The sequence below is a fragment of the Paucibacter aquatile genome (assembly GCF_002885975.1).
GTDB classification, from domain to species: Bacteria; Pseudomonadota; Gammaproteobacteria; order Burkholderiales; family Burkholderiaceae_C; genus Paucibacter_A; species Paucibacter_A aquatilis.
In genome coordinates, this window is record NZ_POSP01000003.1 from 339,600 (window position 1) to 358,670 (window position 19,071).

13 protein-coding genes are annotated in these 19,071 nt (G+C 64.3%); 5 read left to right on the plus strand and 8 right to left on the minus strand.

Annotation, left to right across the window (positions count from 1 at the left end; translation table 11 throughout):
* Nucleotides 1–31: 31 nt before the first annotated feature.
* Nucleotides 32–847 carry a LytR/AlgR family response regulator transcription factor gene (locus C1O66_RS04865; RefSeq protein WP_102769470.1) on the minus strand — a complete coding sequence of 272 codons (816 nt, stop codon included), beginning with the start codon at nucleotides 845–847 and terminating at the stop codon, nucleotides 32–34.
* Between the two features lie 40 nt (nucleotides 848–887).
* A complete protein-coding gene (locus tag C1O66_RS04870) occupies nucleotides 888–2,054 on the minus strand; it encodes a sensor histidine kinase (RefSeq protein WP_102766859.1) in 1,167 nt (388 codons plus the stop codon).
* Nucleotides 2,055–2,315: 261 nt separating this feature from the next.
* On the opposite strand from C1O66_RS04870, the gene C1O66_RS04875 reads away from it, so the two are divergent.
* The 3 genes from C1O66_RS04875 to C1O66_RS04885 all read left to right on the plus strand — a co-directional run bounded on the left by C1O66_RS04875 (nucleotide 2,316) and on the right by C1O66_RS04885 (nucleotide 7,494).
* Nucleotides 2,316–3,704, plus strand: a complete 1,389-nt coding sequence (locus tag C1O66_RS04875) for a phosphomannomutase/phosphoglucomutase (RefSeq protein ID WP_102766860.1) — start codon at nucleotides 2,316–2,318, stop codon at nucleotides 3,702–3,704.
* A 32-nt stretch (nucleotides 3,705–3,736) separates the two neighbouring features.
* Nucleotides 3,737–5,053, plus strand: coding sequence for a 3-deoxy-D-manno-octulosonic acid transferase (locus C1O66_RS04880; RefSeq protein WP_243392710.1), 1,317 nt, complete (start codon nucleotides 3,737–3,739; stop codon nucleotides 5,051–5,053).
* Nucleotides 5,054–5,235: 182 nt separating this feature from the next.
* Nucleotides 5,236–7,494 carry a putative bifunctional diguanylate cyclase/phosphodiesterase gene (locus C1O66_RS04885; RefSeq protein ID WP_102766861.1) on the plus strand — a complete coding sequence of 753 codons (2,259 nt, stop codon included), beginning with the start codon at nucleotides 5,236–5,238 and terminating at the stop codon, nucleotides 7,492–7,494.
* Here C1O66_RS04885 and ligA read toward each other — a convergent pair.
* Nucleotides 7,486–9,606 (minus strand): NAD-dependent DNA ligase LigA, encoded by a 2,121-nt coding sequence (ligA, locus tag C1O66_RS04890; protein ID WP_102766862.1) that lies wholly within the window; start codon nucleotides 9,604–9,606, stop codon nucleotides 7,486–7,488. The two genes, C1O66_RS04885 and ligA, sit on opposite strands and share 9 nt — an antisense overlap.
* The gene (locus C1O66_RS04895; protein WP_102766863.1) at nucleotides 9,603–10,571 is read right to left on the minus strand and encodes a LysR family transcriptional regulator; all 969 of its coding nucleotides are present in this window, start codon (nucleotides 10,569–10,571) and stop codon (nucleotides 9,603–9,605) included. Before C1O66_RS04895 ends, ligA begins: the two co-directional genes overlap by 4 nt.
* A gap of 186 nt (nucleotides 10,572–10,757) precedes the next feature.
* Between C1O66_RS04895 and C1O66_RS04900 the strand changes: the two genes are divergently transcribed.
* On the plus strand, nucleotides 10,758–11,537 hold the full coding sequence (locus tag C1O66_RS04900) for an SDR family NAD(P)-dependent oxidoreductase (protein WP_102766864.1): 780 nt from the start codon (nucleotides 10,758–10,760) through the stop codon (nucleotides 11,535–11,537).
* Between the two features lie 124 nt (nucleotides 11,538–11,661).
* Nucleotides 11,662–12,552: a DMT family transporter gene (locus C1O66_RS04905; protein WP_341476778.1), complete on the plus strand. Its 891-nt coding sequence runs from the start codon at nucleotides 11,662–11,664 to the stop codon at nucleotides 12,550–12,552.
* A 34-nt stretch (nucleotides 12,553–12,586) separates the two neighbouring features.
* Here C1O66_RS04905 and C1O66_RS04910 read toward each other — a convergent pair whose 3' ends face one another.
* The 4 genes from C1O66_RS04910 to C1O66_RS04930 all read right to left on the minus strand — a co-directional run bounded on the left by C1O66_RS04910 (nucleotide 12,587) and on the right by C1O66_RS04930 (nucleotide 19,032).
* Nucleotides 12,587–13,444 (minus strand): hypothetical protein, encoded by an 858-nt coding sequence (locus C1O66_RS04910; RefSeq protein ID WP_102766865.1) that lies wholly within the window; start codon nucleotides 13,442–13,444, stop codon nucleotides 12,587–12,589.
* A 637-nt stretch (nucleotides 13,445–14,081) separates the two neighbouring features.
* Complete coding sequence (locus C1O66_RS04920) at nucleotides 14,082–14,561, minus strand: hypothetical protein (protein ID WP_102766867.1); 480 nt, start codon at nucleotides 14,559–14,561, stop codon at nucleotides 14,082–14,084.
* Nucleotides 14,558–15,301, minus strand: a complete 744-nt coding sequence (locus tag C1O66_RS23600; RefSeq protein WP_165794487.1) for a hypothetical protein — start codon at nucleotides 15,299–15,301, stop codon at nucleotides 14,558–14,560. The genes C1O66_RS04920 and C1O66_RS23600 overlap by 4 nt, the downstream gene beginning before the upstream one ends.
* Before the next feature lie 539 nt (nucleotides 15,302–15,840).
* Nucleotides 15,841–19,032 carry a transglutaminase domain-containing protein gene (locus tag C1O66_RS04930; protein ID WP_133155107.1) on the minus strand — a complete coding sequence of 1,064 codons (3,192 nt, stop codon included), beginning with the start codon at nucleotides 19,030–19,032 and terminating at the stop codon, nucleotides 15,841–15,843.
* Nucleotides 19,033–19,071 lie beyond the last annotated feature (39 nt).

Here is a 19,071-nt window from a genome sequence, read left to right on the forward strand (position 1 = left end):
CAGGCGCAGACATCCAGCCCCCTGCTCGCGCCTACATCGCCTTGAACAGATGCACATAGGCCCGGCTCACCGGCAGCTCGCGCTCATGGCCGCGCATTCGCAGCAAGAGCCGTGCGTTGTCGTCACGGCGGGTGGACAGCAGGTGGTCCACATTGATCAGCGTGCCGCGATGCACCTGCCAGAAACGCTGCGGGTCCAGCTGGCTGGCCAGCTCCATGATCGAGCTGCGGATCAGGTACTCGTGCGCTGCGGTGCGAACCAGGGTGTATTTCTCGTCGGACTGCAGGTACAGGATGTCCTCGACCGGGATGATGTGCGTGCTGCTGCCGTGGCTGGCTCGCAGATGACGCAGCGTCGGCTGAACAGGGGTAGCGCTGGGCATCAGTTGAGCCAGCAACTTGGCCAGCTGAGTGGCATCGGCTTGCAATGAATGCACTGGCACGCCACCTTCGTCGCCTGCAGGCCAAGGCGCGCCCGGACGGCTCGCCAAGGCACGGCGCAAGCGGTCCACCGTCAGCTGCAGCCGCTCAGCCCGGACCGGCTTGAGCACATAGTCCACCGCCTCATGCTCGAACGCGTTCAGCGCGTGTTCGTCATAAGCGGTCACGAACACGACGCGCGTCGCGCCTTCGATGCCCTGGGCCACCTCCAAACCGGTCAGCCCGGGCATCTGGATGTCCAGGAAGGCGATGTCGGGCTGCAGCCGTTCAATCTGCTCGGCCGCAGCAAGACCATGCTGGACCGTGGCCACAATCTCCAGCTCAGGCCACAGCTCATGCAGCCGATCCTGCAGCACGCGCAGCAGATGAGGTTCGTCGTCGGCAAGCAGGGCGCGAGGGCGAGTCATGGCGTCAATATTCATCGGATTCAGCTCAATCTCGGGGTCATCAGATGGCGGGGGCCGTTTGAGGGTGCAGACGGGGCAAGTTCAGGCGCACGTGCGTGCCATGTCCGTCCGTGCTCGCCTGCAATTGCAAGCTGGCCTCAGGGCCGTAGGTGGCCCGCAGCCGCTCGCGGATGTTCTGCAAGGCCACGCCGCTGCCCCGGCGCTGACGCTGCTGCGCAGCAGCAAGGCCGATGCCATCGTCATCGATCTCGATGCACAAACCCGAGCCATCCATGCGGGCGCGCAAGCAAAGCTGTCCCCCATCAATCTGCGGTTCCAAGCCGTGGTGAATGGCGTTTTCGATCAAGGGCTGCAAAAGCAGAGGCGGGATGCGAGCGGTGCGCAGCTCGGCCGGAATGTCCAGCTGCCAACGCAGGCGTTGGCCCATGCGGCACTGCATCACGGTCAGATAACTTTGCACCAGGTCCAGCTCCTCGCCCAGGCTGACGTCTTCGGCGCGCATTTGTAGCAGGCTGGCGCGCAGATAGTCGGTGAACGCATCCAGCATGCGCTTGGCCAGGGCCGGCTCATAGTCGATCAAGCCCTGCACATTGGCCAAGGTATTGAATAGAAAGTGTGGCTCGATCTGAGCCTGCAAAAGCCGCAGCTGCGCCTCGGTCATCTGCTGGCGAACCTTGTGAGCCTGCAGTTGGGCGCGCAATCGCCACCAGCTCAGGCCGGCCAGCAAGGTCCCGCAGATCAGGAAGGTGATCACCAGACCGAAGTTGGGCCATCGAGGTCGGGCCAGGCTGCCCATGGCCACGGAACGCATCAGGACATCGAGCAGAATCAGACCGAGCAAGCTGCACAGCGCAGGCAAGCCGATGTAGACCAGCCAGCGCGATCGGCCCACGCCGTCACGCCACTGTCGGAGTCGCTCTGACGGAATGAGCCAGCCCAAAGCGATGAAGCTGCCCTGCAACAGCCCCATGATGATGCTGCCCGTGAGCATGGACCACAAGAAATTGGGCGACCACCACCCCATGCGCAGCAGATTGCCGCTGAACAAGGCGGCCAAAAGAACGATCAAGGCCCCCACGCTGGCGCCCGTGAGGGCGATCAGTGGCCAGTGGACGTACCCGGGCAAGCGGCGAGGTGCACCGATGTGCCAAAGATCGTCAAAAGCGGTGCTGACCGTGTGCCGCCACGCATTGCTCAGTGGATTCATGCGCGGCAGTTTAGGCAAGAGGCGATCATGGGCGGGCCGGCGTGCGATCGGTGGTTTCAAACCGGAACGAATCGACGAGCCGGCGTCTCGAACGCAGGCCCGCGTGCGAAGCGTTCTGTTGCCGGAAGAGCCGACATCAAGCCTGCCTACAATCCACCATCCACGCGACGCTTGGCGCCGCTGGCACCCACGCAATTCCGGCGTACCGCGCTCAGCGCTCGCCCATCACCCGCCCGTCAACTTCAGGCAGAAGCACAACACATGCAAGTTCACGCATCCATCTTCAAGGCTTACGACATCCGTGGCGTCGTCGGCACCTCCTTGAACGAAGACCTGGCCGAACATCTGGGCCGCGCCTTCGGCACCGAGGCGCGCAAGCTGGGCGAAAAAGCCGTGGCCGTGGGCCGTGACGGCCGCATCTCCGGCCCCAGCCTGGTGGCCGCCTTGATCCGTGGTCTGCAGTCCACCGGCCTCGATGTGGTGGACCTGGGCGCCGTCACCACGCCCATGCTGTATTACGTGGCCGCCACCCGCAGCAAGCATGGTTGCAGCTCCGGCATCATGGTCACCGGCAGCCACAACCCCAAGGATTACAACGGCTTCAAGATGGTGCTCAAGGGCGCCGCCGTCTACGGCGAGCAGATCCAGGGCCTGCGCCGCCGCATCGAGGCCGAGGACTACACGGTCGGCCAGGGCCGGGTCGGCCAGATGGACATCATCCCCGAGTACAGCCACCGCATCGTGCGCGATGCCAAGCTCAAGCGCCCGATGAAGATCGTGGTCGATTCCGGCAACGGCATCCCCGGCGCCTCGGCCCCGGCCATCTTGCGCGCCCTGGGCTGCGAGGTGATCGACATCTACTCCAAGGTCGATGGTGACTTCCCCAACCACCATCCCGATCCCTCGCGCCCGGAAAACCTGGACGACTTGAAGCGCATCGTCCACGCCACCGATGCCGAACTGGGCCTGGCCTTCGACGGCGATGGCGACCGCCTGGGCGTGGTCACCAAGGACGGCACCATGATCATGCCGGACCGCCAGATCATGCTCTTCGCCGCCGAAATCCTCGGCCGCAAGCCCGGCTCCGAGATCATCTTCGACGTCAAATGCACCCAGCGCCTGGCGCCCTGGATCCGTGAGCATGGCGGCCGCCCGCTGATGTGGATGACCGGGCACTCCCTGGCCAAGGCCAAGCTCAAGGAAACCGGTGCGCCGCTGGCCGGCGAGCTCTCGGGCCACATCTTCTTCAAGGACCGCTGGTACGGTTTTGACGACGCCATGTACACGGCTGCCCGCCTGCTGGAAATCCTTTCCAAGGTGGCCGACCCCAGCGCCGTGCTGAACGGCCTGCCGAACAGCTTCAACACCCCCGAGATCAATGTGCCCTGCGCCGAAGGCGAGCACCACGAGGTGGTCAAGAAGCTGCTGGAAGTGGCCGAGTTCCCCGGCTCCAAGGAGATCGTCACCATCGACGGCCTGCGCGTGGAGTACGAAGACGGCTTCGGCCTGGTTCGCCCCAGCAACACCACGCCGGTGCTGGTGCTGCGCTTCGAAGGCCAGACGCCCGAAGCCCTGGCCCGCATCGAGCATGACGTGCTGGCCCAGCTCAAGCGCGTCAAGCCCGACGCCACCTTCGCCGCCGGCCATTGACCCAGGGTTTGGGTTCCCCCGAGGCTGCGCGCTTGGAAGCCACCCTGGCCGCTCGCCTGGCGCTGTGGCTGTACGGCGGCGTGATGCGCCTGCTCACGCCGGCCTACCTGCTGCGCCTGTGGCTGCGTGGCCGGGCCGAGCCGCTTTACCGGCGCTTTCTGCGCCAGCGTCTGGGCATCTACCCTGCCCATGAGCATCCCCGCCCCGGCTGGGTCTGGGTGCATGCCGTTTCGCTGGGCGAAACCCGGGCCGCGGCGGCCCTGATCGACGCCCTGCGCCGCGCCCAGCCGGGGCTGCGCCTGCTGCTCAGCCACAGCACAGCCACGGGTCGCGAAGCCGGTGTCGAGCTGCTGCGCAATGGCGACGCCCAGGTCTGGCTGCCTTTTGACACACCGGGGTCGGTGCGCCGTTTCCTTCATCATTGGCAGCCCGGCGTCGGCGTGCTGATGGAAACGGAAATCTGGCCTTGCCTGCAGGCCGAGGCGGCACGGCGCGGCCTGCCCATGGTGCTGGCCAATGCCAGGCTGTCGGCTCGCAGCCAGCGGCGCGGCGAGCGCCTGCGCGCCCTGCTCCACCCGGCCGCTCAGCGCCTCAGCCTGGCCCTGGCCCAGACCGAGGCCGATGCCGAGCGCCTGCGTGCCAGCGGCGTGCCGCGCGTGCAGGTGGCCGGCAATCTCAAATTCGACATGACGGTGGACGCTGTATTGCTGGCCCGCGGCCAGGCTTGGCACGAGACCCTGGGTCGGCCGGTGATTCTGGCCGCCGTCACCCGCGAGGGCGAAGAAGCCCTGCTGCTGAAAGCCTGGCAGTCCCAGGGCGCCGCACTGAAGGCGGCCGGCCGCCCCCTGCTGCTGATCGTGCCCCGTCACCCGCAGCGTTTTGATGAGGTGGCCCAGGCCATCAGCAACGCCGGCCTGCGCCTGGCGCGGCGCAGCCAGTGGGCTGATGTGCCGGACCCGGAGGCTTTGGCGGCCGATGCCTGGCTGGGTGATTCCATGCGTGAGATGGCGCTCTACTACGGCCTGGCCGATGTGGCCTTGCTGGGCGGCAGCTTTGCGCCTCTCGGCGGACAGAACCTGATCGAAGCCGCCGCCTGCGGCTGCCCCTTGCTGATGGGCCCGCACACCTTCAATTTCGCTCAGGCGGCAGAGTTGGCCGAGGCGGCCGGCGCGGCCCGTCGCCAGCCCGACCTGGCCCAGGCCTTGAGTGCTGCGCTGCACCTGTGCCAACAGCCCGACGATGCCGCGGCCATGCGCCAGCGCGCGCTGGCATTTGCGCAAGGCCACCGCGGCGCCGCCACACGCATGGCGGCTGACATCCTGTCGCTGGAACCGGCACCTCGGGCTTGAGGCGCCGTACGCCCGGCCTTGCCCGTAGGGCTCGCGAGGCAAGGGTTTAGAGCAGCATCTGTGCAAGCCTGCTCAGCCCCGGCAGGCCGCCTGCGTTTCGTCATGCCGGCGTCAGCCGCTTTGGCCTACATTTGTGTTCCGCACTCGCAGACGAAACATGAGGCGGGCGGCAAGGGAGCACAATGCGATCCACACCTGGGCAGGGCCACCCCCACTCCGATTCGCTGAAAGCGCCGGCCACCGCTGGTGGCCCGGCAGGCCTGCAGCGGCCGCCCGCCCCGGTGTCGCCCCCAGCCCCCCCTGCGGCCCCCAACAGCCAATTCCGCCTGACCCGCTACTTCTCCCTGGTCTCGCTCGGCCTGATCGCCGCCGTCGGCCTGCTGCTCACCTTGAGCATGCGTGCACAAATGCAACGCGAGCTGATCCACATGGCCGAGCGCCGCAACGAGGCGATGACGGCCGTGTTCATCAACGCCCTCGGTACGCAGCTGAGCCCCCTGCTGGCGGCTGACTTGCCCGCCGACCCAGACAGCCTGCGCACCATGATCGAGGCCCACGGTCTGCACGCACAGGCCCGCGCCCTGATGCGCAATGCCGACATCATCAAGATCAAGCTCTACAACCGCGCCGGCCTGACCGTCTATTCCAGCAGTGCCGCTCAGATCGGCGAGAACAAGCGCGACAACGCCGGCTTTCAGTCGGCCCTGGTCGGCCGCACGGCCAGCGCGCTGGTTCATCGCGACAGCTTCGACGCCTTCGAGGGGCAGCGCGCCCAGGTTGACCTGATCAGCAGCTACATGCCCATACCGCCCGCGCCCGGCGAAAGCGCGCCACAGGGCGTGATCGAGCTCTACCAGGACGTCACGCCCTTCGTCGAGCGCCTGGCCGGCCTGCACCGCCGCCTGGTGCTGTTCGGTTTCGGGCTGATGCTGGGCCTCTACGGCCTGCAGCTGCTGCTGGTGCAGCGGGCGCAGGGGATTCTGCGCCGGCAGGCGCAGGCGCTGGAGGACGCCAACCGGGTGCTGGACCAGCGCGTGCAGGACCGCACCGAAGAGCTGCGCGCCGCCCTGGCTCGGCTGGAACACCTGGCCCACCACGACCCGCTGACCGGCCTGCCCAACCGCCTGCTGTGTCATGAACACCTGCGTTATGCCATCGCCAAGGCGCAGCGCCAGCAGCGGCAGCTGGCCGTGCTCTTCCTCGATCTGGATCGCTTCAAGGAAGTCAACGACATGCTGGGCCACTCTGTCGGTGACGACCTGCTGATCGAGGTGTCGCGACGCCTGGGCGCACTGGTGCGCAGCAGCGATCTGCTGGCCCGCCTGGGCGGGGACGAGTTCGTTTGCGTGCTGGAAAGTGAGGATGCGCTGCTGGACGCCCCGGTGGTGGCCGACAAGCTGATCCAGACCCTGTGTCGGCCGATGGAGCTGCAAGGCCATGAGGTGCAGGTCTCGGCCAGCATCGGCATCGCCCTCTTCCCCAGCGATGGCACCACGGGCGAGGAGCTGGCCCGCGCCGCCGACACCGCCATGTACGAAGCCAAGCGCGCCGGCCGCAACCGCTTCCATTTCTACCGCCCCGAGCTGACCCAGGCCGCGCTGGCCCGCGCTCATATGGAACGCCTGCTGCGCCGCAGCCTGGAGGGCGGCGAGATGAGCGTGCATTACCAAAGCAAGTTCCTGGCACAGGCTTCCGACTGTCTTGACGAAGCAGGCCCCTGCTGCGGGGTCGAAGCCCTGGCACGCTGGCACAGCTCGGAGCTGGGCGCAGTGCCGCCGGGCCGCTTCATCGCCCTGGCCGAGGAGAGCGGTTTCATTAATGAGCTGGGCGCCTGGGTGTTGCGCCGCGCCTGCGAGGACATGATGGCCTGGCGCGCCGCCGGCCTGGTGCTGGACCATGTGTCCGTCAATGTCTCGGTGCGGCAGCTGGAGCGCGGCGATTTTGTCGAGCTGGTGCGCGAAACCCTGGCCGCCACCGGCTTGCCACCCCCGGCGCTGGAGCTGGAGATCACCGAATCGGTGATCATGAATGCCGACAACGCCCTGGCCACACTGAACGATCTGCATGCGCTGGGCGTGCAGCTGTCCATCGATGACTTCGGCACGGGCTATTCCTCGCTGGCCTACCTCAGACTGCTGCCGATCCAGACGCTCAAGATCGACCGCTCCTTTGTGGCCGGCATCGCTCAGGCCGGTGCCGAGGCAGGCGACAGCGCCATCATCGAAGCCGTGATCGGCCTGGCGCGCAGCCTGGGCCTGAACACCGTGGCCGAGGGCGTGGAAACCCCCGAACAGCTGGCCGCCCTGCAAGCCCTGGACTGCGCCCAGGTGCAGGGCTTTTTGTTCAGCCGCCCGGTCAGCGCCGAGCAGCTGCAAAGCCAGTTGCAAGGCCACAGCGCAGTCGCCGGCAGCCCCAGCCCCGCGAAAACCGCCTCAGTCTGAGCGGGTCGGCTCGCCTGCCTGCGACGCTTGCAGCAAGGCTTGCAGGCCCGCCTCGTCCAGCACCGTCACCCCGAGCTCGCGCGCCTTGTCCAGCTTGGAGCCGGCCTCTTCACCTGCGACCACATAGTGGGTCTTTTTGGACACCGAGCCGCTGACCTTGCCGCCAGCGGCCTCGATCAAGTCCTTGGCTGCGTCGCGCGACAGGGTCGGCAAGGTGCCGGTCAGCACCAGGGTCTTGCCGGCCAGGGGCTGCGGGCCAGCCTGGGCGGCCGCACCCTCGCCCTCGTCCCAGCTGAGGCCGGCCGCGCGCAGCTGCTCGACCACCTCGCGGTTGTGCGGCTGGGCAAAGAAGGTGTGGATGCTCTGGGCCACGATAGGGCCGACATCGCGCACCAGCAGCAGCTGCTCGACGCTGGCATCCATCAAGGCGTCGATGCGGCCGAAATGACGGGCCAGGTCCTTGGCCGTGGTCTCGCCGACCTGGCGGATGCCCAGGCCGAACAGAAAGCGCGCCAGGGTCGTGCGCTTGCTTTTCTCCAGCGCGTCGACGATGTTCTGGGCGCTCTTCTCGGCCATGCGTTCCAGGGCGGCCAGCTTGGCCACGCCGAGCTTGTACAGGCCCGGCAAGCTCAGCACGATGCCGGCATCGACGAGCTGGTCGACCAGCTTGTCGCCCAGGCCCTCGATGTCCACCGCACGCCGGCTGGCGAAATGCAGCAGGGCCTGCTTGCGCTGGGCCGGGCAGGAAATGCCGCCGCTGCAGCGGTAGTCCATGCCGCCGCGCTCGCGCAGCGTCTCGCTGCCGCAGACCGGGCAGGCACGCGGCATGCGGAAGTTGGGCACATAGCTGGCGCGGGCCTGGGCCAGGCGACCGACCACCTCGGGGATCACATCGCCGGCGCGGCGCACGATCACCTGATCACCGATGCGCACGCCCTTGCGCCGCAGCTCGAAGACGTTATGCAAAGTCGCGTTGGACACCGTGGTGCCCCCCACGAACACCGGCTCCAGCTTGGCCACCGGCGTGAGCTTGCCGGTGCGACCGACCTGGATCTCGATGTCGTTCAGCCGCGTCAGCTGCTCCTGCGCCGGGTATTTGTGGGCCACGGCCCAGCGCGGCTCGCGGCTGACAAAGCCCAGGCGCTGCTGCAGCTCCAGGCTGTTGATCTTGTAGACCACGCCGTCGATGTCGAAAGGCAGGGCATCGCGCTTGGCGCCGATGGCCTGATGAAACGCCACCAGGCCATCGGCGCCCTGCACCACCGCCCGGTCGGCGCAGACCGGCAGGCCCATCTCGGCCAGGGCGGCCAGCAAGCCGCTGTGCGTGGGCGGCAGGGCCCAGCCCTGCACCTCGCCCAGGCCGTAGGCAAAAAAGCTGAGCGGCCGCTGCGCCGCCAGGGCCGGGTCGAGCTGGCGCACCGCACCGGCGGCGGTGTTGCGCGGATTGACGAAGGTCTTTTCGTTTGCGGCGCGCTGGCGCTCGTTCAAGGCCTCGAAATCGTCGCGGCGCATGTACACCTCGCCGCGCACCTCGAGCACCGGCGCCGTGATGCCACGCAGGCGCAGCGGAATCTGGGCCACGGTGCGGATGTTCTGGGTCACGTCCTCGCCGGTCTCGCCGTCGCCGCGCGTGGCTGCCTGCACCAGCAGGCCCTGCTCGTAGCGCAGATTGATGGCCAGGCCGTCGAACTTCAGCTCGGCCGCGTACTCGACCGGCGCGGCCGCCTCGTCCAGCTCCAGCTGCTTGCGCACGCGCTGGTCGAAGCTGAGTGCGCCCGAGGCCTCGGTGTCGGTCTCGGTGCGGATGGAAAGCATGGGCACGGCATGGCGCACCGGCACAAATCCATCCAGCACCTGGCCGATCACGCGCTGTGTTGGTGAATCGGGCGTCAGCAGCTCGGGGTGGGCCACCTCCAGCGCCTGCAGCTCCTGGAAAAGCTTGTCGTACTCGGCATCGGGCAAGGCCGGCGCATCGAGCACGTAGTAGAGGTGGGCATGGTGGTTCAGCGTGTCGCGCAGTTCAGCAGCGCGGGCGGCCGCTGCATTGACAGCGGCGGGGCTGACCGCCTCAGCGGACAGCGTGGAAAACAATTCGTGGGGCGTGGAACTCATGATGTGGATTGTGGCTGAGCGTGGCCTGCCTCGCCTCCCGGTCGTGCAACGCCCTGCCGCAGATGTTCGGCCACCACCCCGGCCAACCAATCCATCACCACGCGCACCCGAGCCGGCAGCTGGCGCCGGTGGGCGTAGAGCAGGCTCAGCGGCATGTCCGGCGCCCGGTATCCGGGCAGGACTTCACGCAGCAGGCCCTGATCCAGCAAGGCCTGCACGCCCACACGCGGCGCCTGGATCAAGCCCAGGCCGGCCAGGCAGGCGGCCTGGTAGGCCTCGGCGTTGTTGACCGTGAGTGCGCCCGCCATGGCCTGGCGCTGCAGCTGGCCGCTGGCGTCCAGGTATTCGAAACCGCTGCTGCGCGCGCCCAGCACCGAGACGTAATGGACCAGACGGTGCTGGCGCAGATCGTCGAGACCCTCGGGCTCGCCGTGGCGGGCCAGATAGGCGGGGCTCAGGCAGTTGACCATCGTCAGCAGGCCCAGCGGGCGCGCCTGCAGCCCCGCCTCGGCTTGGCCCAGCGGGCCGACGCGCAGGACGCAATCAAAACCTTCGCGGACCAGATCGACACGGCGCTCGGTGCTGCCGAATTCGATCTCCAGCTCCGGGTGAAGCGCCAGCAGCTCGGGCAGGCGCGGCATCACGATCTGGCGGGCCACGCCGGTGGACATGTCCAGGCGCAGCCGGCCACGCAGCGATTGCGGACTCGCCTGGCGAAACATGCCGTCCAGCTCGTCCAGATCGGCCAGTACATCCTTGGCCCGCTCGTAAAAGAGCTGGCCGTCCTGGCTCAGCTGCACGCGGCGGGTGCTGCGATGCAGCAGCCGCGTGCCCAGCCGCGCCTCCAGCTGCTGGACCGCGGCCGACACGCTGGCCTTGGCCAGACCCAGGCTGGCAGCAGCCTGGGTGAAGCTGCCGGTCTCCACCACACGGCTGAAGACCTGCATTTGCTCCATCGGATTCATCGCGGGGCCCCTTGCATTGTCTTTGTTTGGTGAACAGTCATTCCTCAGAAGAGCAGTTTATCGAAGCCAGGGCTTTCAATAAGCTTCGCTCACGCTCTGTTCTGGCAGCAAGCCGCAGCGGCAGCAGCACCAGCAGCAGCGACAAAGAGCCCGACCGGGCATTCGACCATTCACCGAGACGCATCCATGTACACCCGCACCCCTTCCCCCCGCCCGCCCATCACCCTGATCACCGGCGGCAGCCGAGGACTGGGCCGCAGCAGCGCCCTGCACCTGGCCGCTCAGGGCCACGACATCATTCTCAGCTACCACAGCCGGGCCGACGAAGCGGCCCGCGCCGTGGCCGAGATCGAGGCGCTGGGCCGCCGCGCTGTGGCTTTGCAGCTGGACACCGGCCGCAGCGAAAGTTTTGCCGGCTTCGCCGCCGCCGTGCAGACGGCGCTGGCCCAGACCTGGCAGCGTGAGCACTTCGACCACCTGATCAACAACGCCGGCATGGGCGTCTACGCCAGCCTGATGGACACCACCGAGGACCAGTTCGACGAGCTGTTCCGTGTGCATTTCAAGGGTGTGTTCCTGCTCAGCCAGACGCTGCTGCCGCTGATCCGGGACGGCGGCCGCATCCTCAACATCTCCAGCGGCCTGACCCGCTTCGCCCTGCCCGGCTATGGCGCCTACGCCGCGATGAAGGGCGCGGTGGAAGTGCTGAGCCGCTACATGGCCAAGGAGTTGGGGCCGCGCGGCATCGCCGTCAATGTGCTGGCGCCCGGCGCCATCGAGACCGATTTCGGCGGCGGCGTGGTGCGCGACAACGCCGATGTCAATGGCTTCATTGCAGCGCAGACGGCCCTGGGCCGGGTCGGCCTGCCGGACGATATCGGCGGCGCGATCACCGCCCTGCTGAGCGAAGGCAGCGGCTGGATCAACGGCCAGCGCATCGAAGCCTCGGGCGGCATGTTTCTCTGAATGAGGCGCGCTGCGCGCCCAGCCGGGGCGGGCCGAACGCAAGATACGGGTGGGCCGGCGCCGGCCAGCCCCTATCATGCCGGCTCGCTGGCCCGTCGCCGGCCATGGAAAACACCGGCACGAGATGATGAAGCCCAAGGATTTGATCGAACTGAGCCTCTTGGCCGCCATCTGGGGCGCCTCGTTTTTGTTCATGCGGCTCGGTGCGCATGAGTTCGGCCCGGTACCCATGGCCACCATGCGGGTGCTGGGCGCCAGCCTCTTTCTGCTGCCGCTGCTGACCTTTCGTGTCGGCCTGGCGGAGCTGCGCCAGCACTGGCGGCCGCTGATGGTGGTGGGCCTGCTGAACGGCGCCCTGCCCTTTGCGCTTTACGCCTACGCGGCGCTGTCGATCACGGCCGGCCTGTCCAGCATCCTCAACGCCACCACGCCGCTCTGGGGGGCGATGGTGGCCTGGGTGTGGCTGGGTCAGCGCCTGGATTTCAGCCGCCTCTGCGGCCTGGCCCTAGGCTTTGCGGGCGTGGTGTTCCTGGCCTGGGATCAGGCCAGCTTCAAGCCGGGCGGCAGCGGCTGGGCCATCCTGGCCTGCCTGCTGGCCACCCTGTGCTACGGCATCGTCGCCAACTTCAGCAAACGCTATCTGAACGGCCTGAACCCCTTGACCGTCGCCACCGGCAGCCAGCTCACCGCTTCAGCCATGCTGCTGCTGCCCGCGCTGCTCACCTGGCCCGAGCGCATGCCCAGCGGCCCGGCCTGGCTCAGCGTGGCCATGCTGGCGGTGCTGTGCTCGGGCGTGGCCTACATCCTCTACTTCCGCCTGATGCAGCGCGTGGGGCCCACCAACACCATCGCCGTGACCTTTCTGATCCCGGTGTTCGCGGTGATCTGGGGCTATGTCTTCCTGAGCGAGGCCTTCACCATGCACATGGCCATGGGCTGCGCCATCGTGCTTCTGGGGACGGCGCTGGCGGTGGGGCTGATCAAGCCTCCAGAACCAAGTAGGACGCTGTCCTGAGTCGGTATGGCCTCGCTCGCTGATCAATTTCAGATCAGCCCTTGTGTACCGAGACGCAGACACATGGCGAGGCTGAAAGACTGCCCTGGCAACACTGGCGGGCCATTCCTCGAGGCTCGGTCAGGTACCTGCCCGCCCCAATCTCCGGATCCAGCAGAACCAAACCCGCCCCCGCCAAGCCATCCTGTAGCACCGGCCGCTGATGAATCGTGACCTCCTGGCCCGCCTCCAGCGCTTGCTGCACCCGTTGCCGCGTGTCCCAGCTGTGCGCTGACAAATGGCTGGACACCAGACCCGGCTTGTCCTGAAACACCTTCTGCGTGATCGTGTAGTTCCACTGCCCTTGAGCTGCAGCCAGCGACAAAGCCTTGACCGCGCTGATGCCTTGCAGACAGGCCGGCAAGCCCGGCTTCGGATCGGGCTCGCCCACCAGATTGCACTTCGCCCTGTCGCTGAAGAAGCGCTCGGGTACCGCATGCTCCAGGGCACTCATGTACTGCCCCCGCAAGCGCATGTACTGCGCCCAGTCACCGGCCTGGCCGTTCTTGCTCCAGCCTAGCAAGCGGACATGGCCGATATCGATGTTCACGCCTGGGAACTCCACTTTGCGGATCAAACCCCAGCTGTAGACCGGCTCGGCCTGGGCATGGAACAAACCGTAGCTCAAGCCCAGTGTCTCCACCACGCCGGCCTGGTTCTGGCTCAGGCGGCTGTGGCTCTCGGCGGCGGCAAACCAACTCCAGATCGTGGCCGTCAGCAAGTCACCGGTGATCTGTTCGCCGCTCAGTCCCGTCAGATCCCCGGCCTGCAGCTTGGTTCTGCTGGCCTCCAGGCGCAGCTTCAAGGCATTCAGCTGTGCGCCGCTGATGCCGCCGGCACTGAGGCCAAACACCGTGGCATTGCCGACCGAGTGCGTCTCGTCCTCGGCCAGCTCCCATTGCTGCGGACCGTGATTATGTAGATGTCATGGAAGCCCCTTCGGACAGGCGATATTGGTACAGCGCATTTCAGTCGCTCGCGCCACAGAATCTCCAATTAGGAGGCCACTGAAAGCCACTGCGATTCCAAGTGCGGGATTCATCGCCAAGCCGGCGAATTCCAAAATCATGTTCACCGAAAACACGACCAAGAAAATCCACCTAACCTAGCGCCAATCAATGAAGGCAGACACAATACTCAATAAACAAAAAACCACCAAATTGATGTAAAAGGCCAACAAAATCTGCCTTCTTCTTTGATCACTTGCCGCTTCAAATTTAACGAAAATCAAGACTAGCAACGCTAGACCAAGCAACACAAACATACCAAACAAGAAGAACCTAATGCCGACATTCATAGCGCAAAGCCTTCTTGAATCGGATTGCCAGGCGCAAATGCACCAATTACACCGAAAGCGATCACCGAGAAAATTGACACCACCAATCTACGAACTCACGGATGCCTTTTCCGCGAAAAACGTAACTCGAGAAGGCCGACCTCCTTCAAATCCGAGTTTCATTACCAATCAGGATCCGCAGAATTTCCACTTATCATCGGAGAATATCTACTCCTCGCGAGATTTGAAAAAATGGAATAGCCATCAACATAATGAAGTCATATGGATGAAGTCGATCCACAAAGGACTCAAAACCAATCCACCACCTGGGGCTCAGCATTTTTCGTTTTTCCACTATTTCAATGTGCCAACCAAAAAAACATGAGGCCAACGCACACGAGCAGAGCACCAACGCGACTGAAGGCGACGCACCCCTCAAACCGAGCAATGCAGCCGCAACCAATATCAAGTAACCTATTCTGAAACCCAACGCTTTAGCTTTAGAAGCAACCGCCCCGAGCATAATCAGTTCGATAGCTTTCAATTGCCAATTCAAGAATTGGTAGCCAGACCAAGCAATACTACTCATCCAAAAAAACAGCGTGACGACCACCATGAAGGTTCGAACCTTCGAATCCACGCGAAGCAGCATGACAAATACTAGAGCCGACGGCCAGAACATGAAATCAATCATCGGCCACCTCCCACACAAGCCCAGACAGGATCCGTTGGCAGCACCCATCCAAATACTGCGAATGCGAAAGAGAATATGCTTGAAAGACGCAAGCAAGGAATCGAGGCGGCAAACCCAATTCCACTCGCAAGGCATGGATTTCCAGATTCCAAGTAATACATCGCAACTGTAAGTACAATAAGTGAAAACAACACTGCAGATAGCACAAGAATCATAAGTGGCCCCAGGCCAAAAACTGCAGCTGCCAAAGCCGCATATGCTTCACCTACGATCAATCCAGCTGCAATAAGCAAGGAGCCAAGGCCAACACCCAGTGCGAACTGCCCCCCATTCCCCCCACCCTCAATCAAATACCTCCCCGCTCCGGTCTCCGGATCCAACAAGACGAAACCCGCTCCCGCCCACCCATCCTGCATCACCGGCCGTTGATGAATCGTGACCTCCTGCCCAGCTTCAAGCGCTTGCTGCACCCGTTGCCGCGTGTCCCAGCTGTGCGCTGACAAATGGCTGGTCACCAGACCCAGGTTATCCTGAAACACCTTCTGCGTGATCGTGTAAATCCGCTGCCCTTGAGCTGCTGCCAGCGCCAACGCCTTGACCGCGCTGATACCTTGCGGACAGGCCGGCAAGCCAGGCTTCGGATCCGGCTCGCCCACCAGATTGCACTTGCTCGCCCTGTCGCTGAAAGATCGCTCCAACACCGCTTGCACCAACTCAGTCTTTCGAAGACTGAAGCCCATGTATTAAGGGATCTTGTTCATACAGCGTCGCCTGTTTTCACAATGGTCGCGGCATATTTTTAAATCAGATTAAAATCAAAAATTGGCTTAAAATCACTATAAGCAGCAATAAACAAGCGATCAAAAACTGCAGGCCTTTTCCAATCCACCCAAGTCGTGCGTTCGCACTCCTGTCGGTGAGAAATTTCACCGCAATGGACGCGACCAACGAAGCAAGCAGTAGCCAATACAAGTACTGAAATTTCATAAACTCAAAGGCACTGTGTACCTGCATTTGATGGCACGGCAACAACCATAACCGCGATGCCTTTGCCATCTTGAGCATCGTCTTTGCCGCAGAGGCCAATGCAACAACCCCCCCCAGGAACGGCAAACCTTCTGGCCAGTTTCACGATCGAACGGGGGCGCGAAAATACAGCAGCAACATAACGCCAAGGCAAGTAAGTGACACGACTGATCGTATGCAGGGTAAATCCTTGACTACGAACCCTCCCACCACTGAAGCACATAGCACAAACAAACCACCATAGCCATCAATCTTAGAAACACGCATGATTTTGTAGTCCACTGGTTACGACTGCGATTACAAAGGAAGCAATTGGGCCGACGGTCATCCCGGCTAGCGCCGAGAACCACATAACCGACCACGCAATGTTTCCAATATCTCCTTTGCTGGGGAAGCCACTCCCGTCGACTTCACAAAAGACGAGGTACCAAGCAAGGGCTGCAATTAAAGATATGAGAAAAATACTGATATACGCGGCAATTAAGATAAACGGGAGCGCGGCAGATGTAATTCCTAGGGCCATTGCAAGCGCTTTAAGTAGCGGCACAGAACCCCCATTCCCCCCACCCTCAATCAAATACCTCCCCGCCCCAGTCTCCGGATCCAACAAGACGAAACCCGCGCCGGCCCAGCCATCCTGCAGCACCGGCCGCTGATGAATCGTGACCTCCTGGCCCGCCTCCAGTGCTTGCTGCACCCGTTGCCTCGTGTCCCAGTTGTGCGCTGACAAATGGCTGGTCACCAGACCCGGGTTATCCTGAAACACCTTCTGCGTGATCGTGTAAATCCGCTGCCCTTGAGCTGCTGCCAGCGCCAATGCCTTGACCGCGCTGATACCTTGCGGACAGGCCGGCAAGCCCGGCTTCGGATCCGGCTCGCCCACCAGATTGCACTTCGCCCTGTCGCTGAAGAAGCGCTCGGGTACCGCATGCTCCAGGGCACTCATGTACTGCCCCCGCAAGCGCATGTACTGCGCCCAATCACCGGCCTGGCCGTTCTTGCTCCAGCCTAGCAAGCGGACATGGCCGATATCGATGTTCACGCCTGGGAACTCCACTTTGCGGATCAAACCCCAGCTGTAGACCGGCTCGGCCTGGGCATGGAACAAGCCGTAGCTCAGGCCCAAGGTCTCCACCACGCCGGCCTGGTTCTGGCTCAGGCGGCTGTGGCTCTCGGCGGCGGCGAACCAACTCCAGATCGTGGCCGTCAGCAAGTCACCGGTGATCTGCTCGCCGCTCAGACCCGTCAGATCCCCGGCCTGCAGCTTGGTTTTGCTGGCCTCCAGGCGCAGCTTCAAGGCATTCAGCTGTGCGCCGCTGATGCCGCCGGCACTGAGGCCAAACACCGTGGCATTGCCGACCGAGTGCGTCTCGTCCTCGGCCAGGTCCCATTGCTGCAGGTCGTGAAACTGGCTGAAGCCGCCTTGGCCGTACAAGGGTGTGCCCATGGTCAGTCCCAGCTGGGTGCTGGCCACCACCTGACCGTCCAGAACGATCTGCGGCTTCAGGCGAATCAAATAGGCCGGCAGGCTGCGAGGAAACTCGCTGGGGTCGATGGGGCTGCCGTCGGCATGGGGTTTGGGCAAATAACTCGCAATCAGATCGGCGTCGGCCTGGCTGGCCGGCACATAGCTCAGGCTCAGGCGCTTGCCGACCAGCTGGCTGGTTTTCTCGGTAAAGCTCAGCAAAGGCGCGTCATCCAGCCGGTCCTGGGCGCTGGCGTAGAGCCGGTAGCTGAAGCGATGCTGCAGAGCCGGCGGCACGGCGCTGAGTTGCTGAGCCTTGAACACCACACGGAAAGGCAGGCTGCCAGCCAACATGGGCGGGGCAAAGACCGGCACGATCTTTCGGCCGATAACGTCGCCGACGGTCCCGTTGGGGGCTTGTTGGTCGATATAGCTCTTCAGCCGGTTTTGATAGCTGCTGAGCTGATTCTGGATGGCCGCCTGATTCAGGTTTTGCACCCAACCTTCGGCCTCGTTGACCGTGGCGCCTTGCTGGGCAGCTGTCAGCAGGGCAGCGCCGTCCAGGGGTACTTGGTTTTTGAGATCCAAGCCCGGCGAATACTGGTATTGCTTGTAGCTGGCGTCGATGTCCACCCAGGCATTGAGAGGCCCGACCGGGTTCACATGCTGGCTGGCCGCACCCGCCTTGGCACCTCGGCTCGGTGCCCAATTCACGTAGGCCCGCACCCAGACATGCTCCAGCTGCACCTCGTTGATGTGGCCGGCGGACCAGACACTTTTGCTGGCAATGCCGCCTTGGGACAAGAGGGGCTGGGCGACCTCCGGCTTAGCTAAAGAGCCCAGCCAGTTTTGCACCTGGGCGACGGGCAAGGAGATGGTTCCGTACTGATAGCGCGCCGGAATTTTGGCCGCTCGCAGCAAGGCAATTTGCAAGCTGGCAATGTCATGGGCATTGCCGCGTCGCTTGTCCAGGGTGTCTTGGGCGCTTTGCAGCGCGCCCCAGGTGGGCTGCCACTCGATGTGATTGCGCACCCAGTTCTGAATCTGGACCGGATTGTTGCCAAGCTCCAGAGCCTTGGCGCGCAGGGCCGGGCTGAGCTGGGTCTCAGGCGTTTCGGCAAGGTCGGCCGGCACCGGGGCTTCCGAAGGCTCGGGCGGCACCTCGAAGTGAATACCGTCCAGCCCCGAGCCGGCCTGAGCCAGACGCACATCACGCGAGCCCAGCAAATGTTGGAACCAGGCCGAACGGGTGTCAGCGGGCTGGCGCTTGTTGGGTTCGGGCGCTCGCCAGGGCAGGCTGCGGCTGGGCGCAGCGGGCTGGCGCCGCTGCGCATCCAGAGGTGCCAAAGCCCGCGTCAAGGCTGGCAGCATCTCTGCTTCGGTAGCCTGCGCGGCAAGCCGCAAGGCCGCAGCCGTTTGCTCGAACTGACGCAGGGCTTGGTCATGTCGGGCCAGCAATTCGCCCGGCAGCTTGCGATCCAGCAGCCATTGACGGGTGCGCGCCAGATCCTCACGGGTGGCGGCTTCATCCGCCTGGACTTGCGACAAGAGGTCGCGAAGCTCTTCTCGCCAGGCGCTCATCTGCGCTTGATGGAGGCGGCGCTGTTCAGCGCTCATGGCGGGCGCCCGAACGCTGATCTGGATCTGCGGCCCCAGGGCACGCAGCTGAAGTGCGCCTTCATCGGCAGCGCTGGCTGCTCTGCCCTGTCCTTCGTTCAATGACTGCATCACGGTGCGGAGGCGGTCCAGCCGCCGGCTGGCCTGGTCGGCCGGCGAGGCCTGGGCCGCTGCGAGCTGCACCTTGGCTTCCTGCATTTGCTGCTGGAATGCCTGGAATCTGGCCGTTTGGGCCTGGACCTGGGGCAGACCGGCGCCACCGTCAGCGCGCACGGCAGCCATCAAGGGCTGAACCGCCAGGCACAGCTGTGCCAGAAGCAGCGTCGATGCGATCGCCTTGTTCACTTTGGAGCTGAAAAACATGGGGGGCTCTCCCTCTGGGTCTGTCGGACTCACCGACTT

What these genes read in the sequence shown, in the direction of transcription:
- C1O66_RS04885 (WP_102766861.1), top strand. Translation starts at nt 5,236, where the DNA reads ATGCGATCCACACCTGGGCAGGGCCACCCCCACTCCGATTCGCTGAAA.
- ligA (WP_102766862.1), bottom strand. Translation starts at nt 9,606, where the DNA reads ATGAGTTCCACGCCCCACGAATTGTTTTCCACGCTGTCCGCTGAGGCG.
- C1O66_RS23600 (WP_165794487.1), bottom strand. Translation starts at nt 15,301, where the DNA reads ATGGGCTTCAGTCTTCGAAAGACTGAGTTGGTGCAAGCGGTGTTGGAG.
- C1O66_RS04900 (WP_102766864.1), top strand. Translation starts at nt 10,758, where the DNA reads ATGTACACCCGCACCCCTTCCCCCCGCCCGCCCATCACCCTGATCACC.
- C1O66_RS04920 (WP_102766867.1), bottom strand. Translation starts at nt 14,561, where the DNA reads ATGATTGATTTCATGTTCTGGCCGTCGGCTCTAGTATTTGTCATGCTG.
- C1O66_RS04865 (WP_102769470.1), bottom strand. Translation starts at nt 847, where the DNA reads ATGACTCGCCCTCGCGCCCTGCTTGCCGACGACGAACCTCATCTGCTG.
- C1O66_RS04895 (WP_102766863.1), bottom strand. Translation starts at nt 10,571, where the DNA reads ATGAATCCGATGGAGCAAATGCAGGTCTTCAGCCGTGTGGTGGAGACC.
- C1O66_RS04870 (WP_102766859.1), bottom strand. Translation starts at nt 2,054, where the DNA reads ATGAATCCACTGAGCAATGCGTGGCGGCACACGGTCAGCACCGCTTTT.
- C1O66_RS04905 (WP_341476778.1), top strand. Translation starts at nt 11,662, where the DNA reads ATGATGAAGCCCAAGGATTTGATCGAACTGAGCCTCTTGGCCGCCATC.
- C1O66_RS04930 (WP_133155107.1), bottom strand. Translation starts at nt 19,032, where the DNA reads ATGTTTTTCAGCTCCAAAGTGAACAAGGCGATCGCATCGACGCTGCTT.
- C1O66_RS04875 (WP_102766860.1), top strand. Translation starts at nt 2,316, where the DNA reads ATGCAAGTTCACGCATCCATCTTCAAGGCTTACGACATCCGTGGCGTC.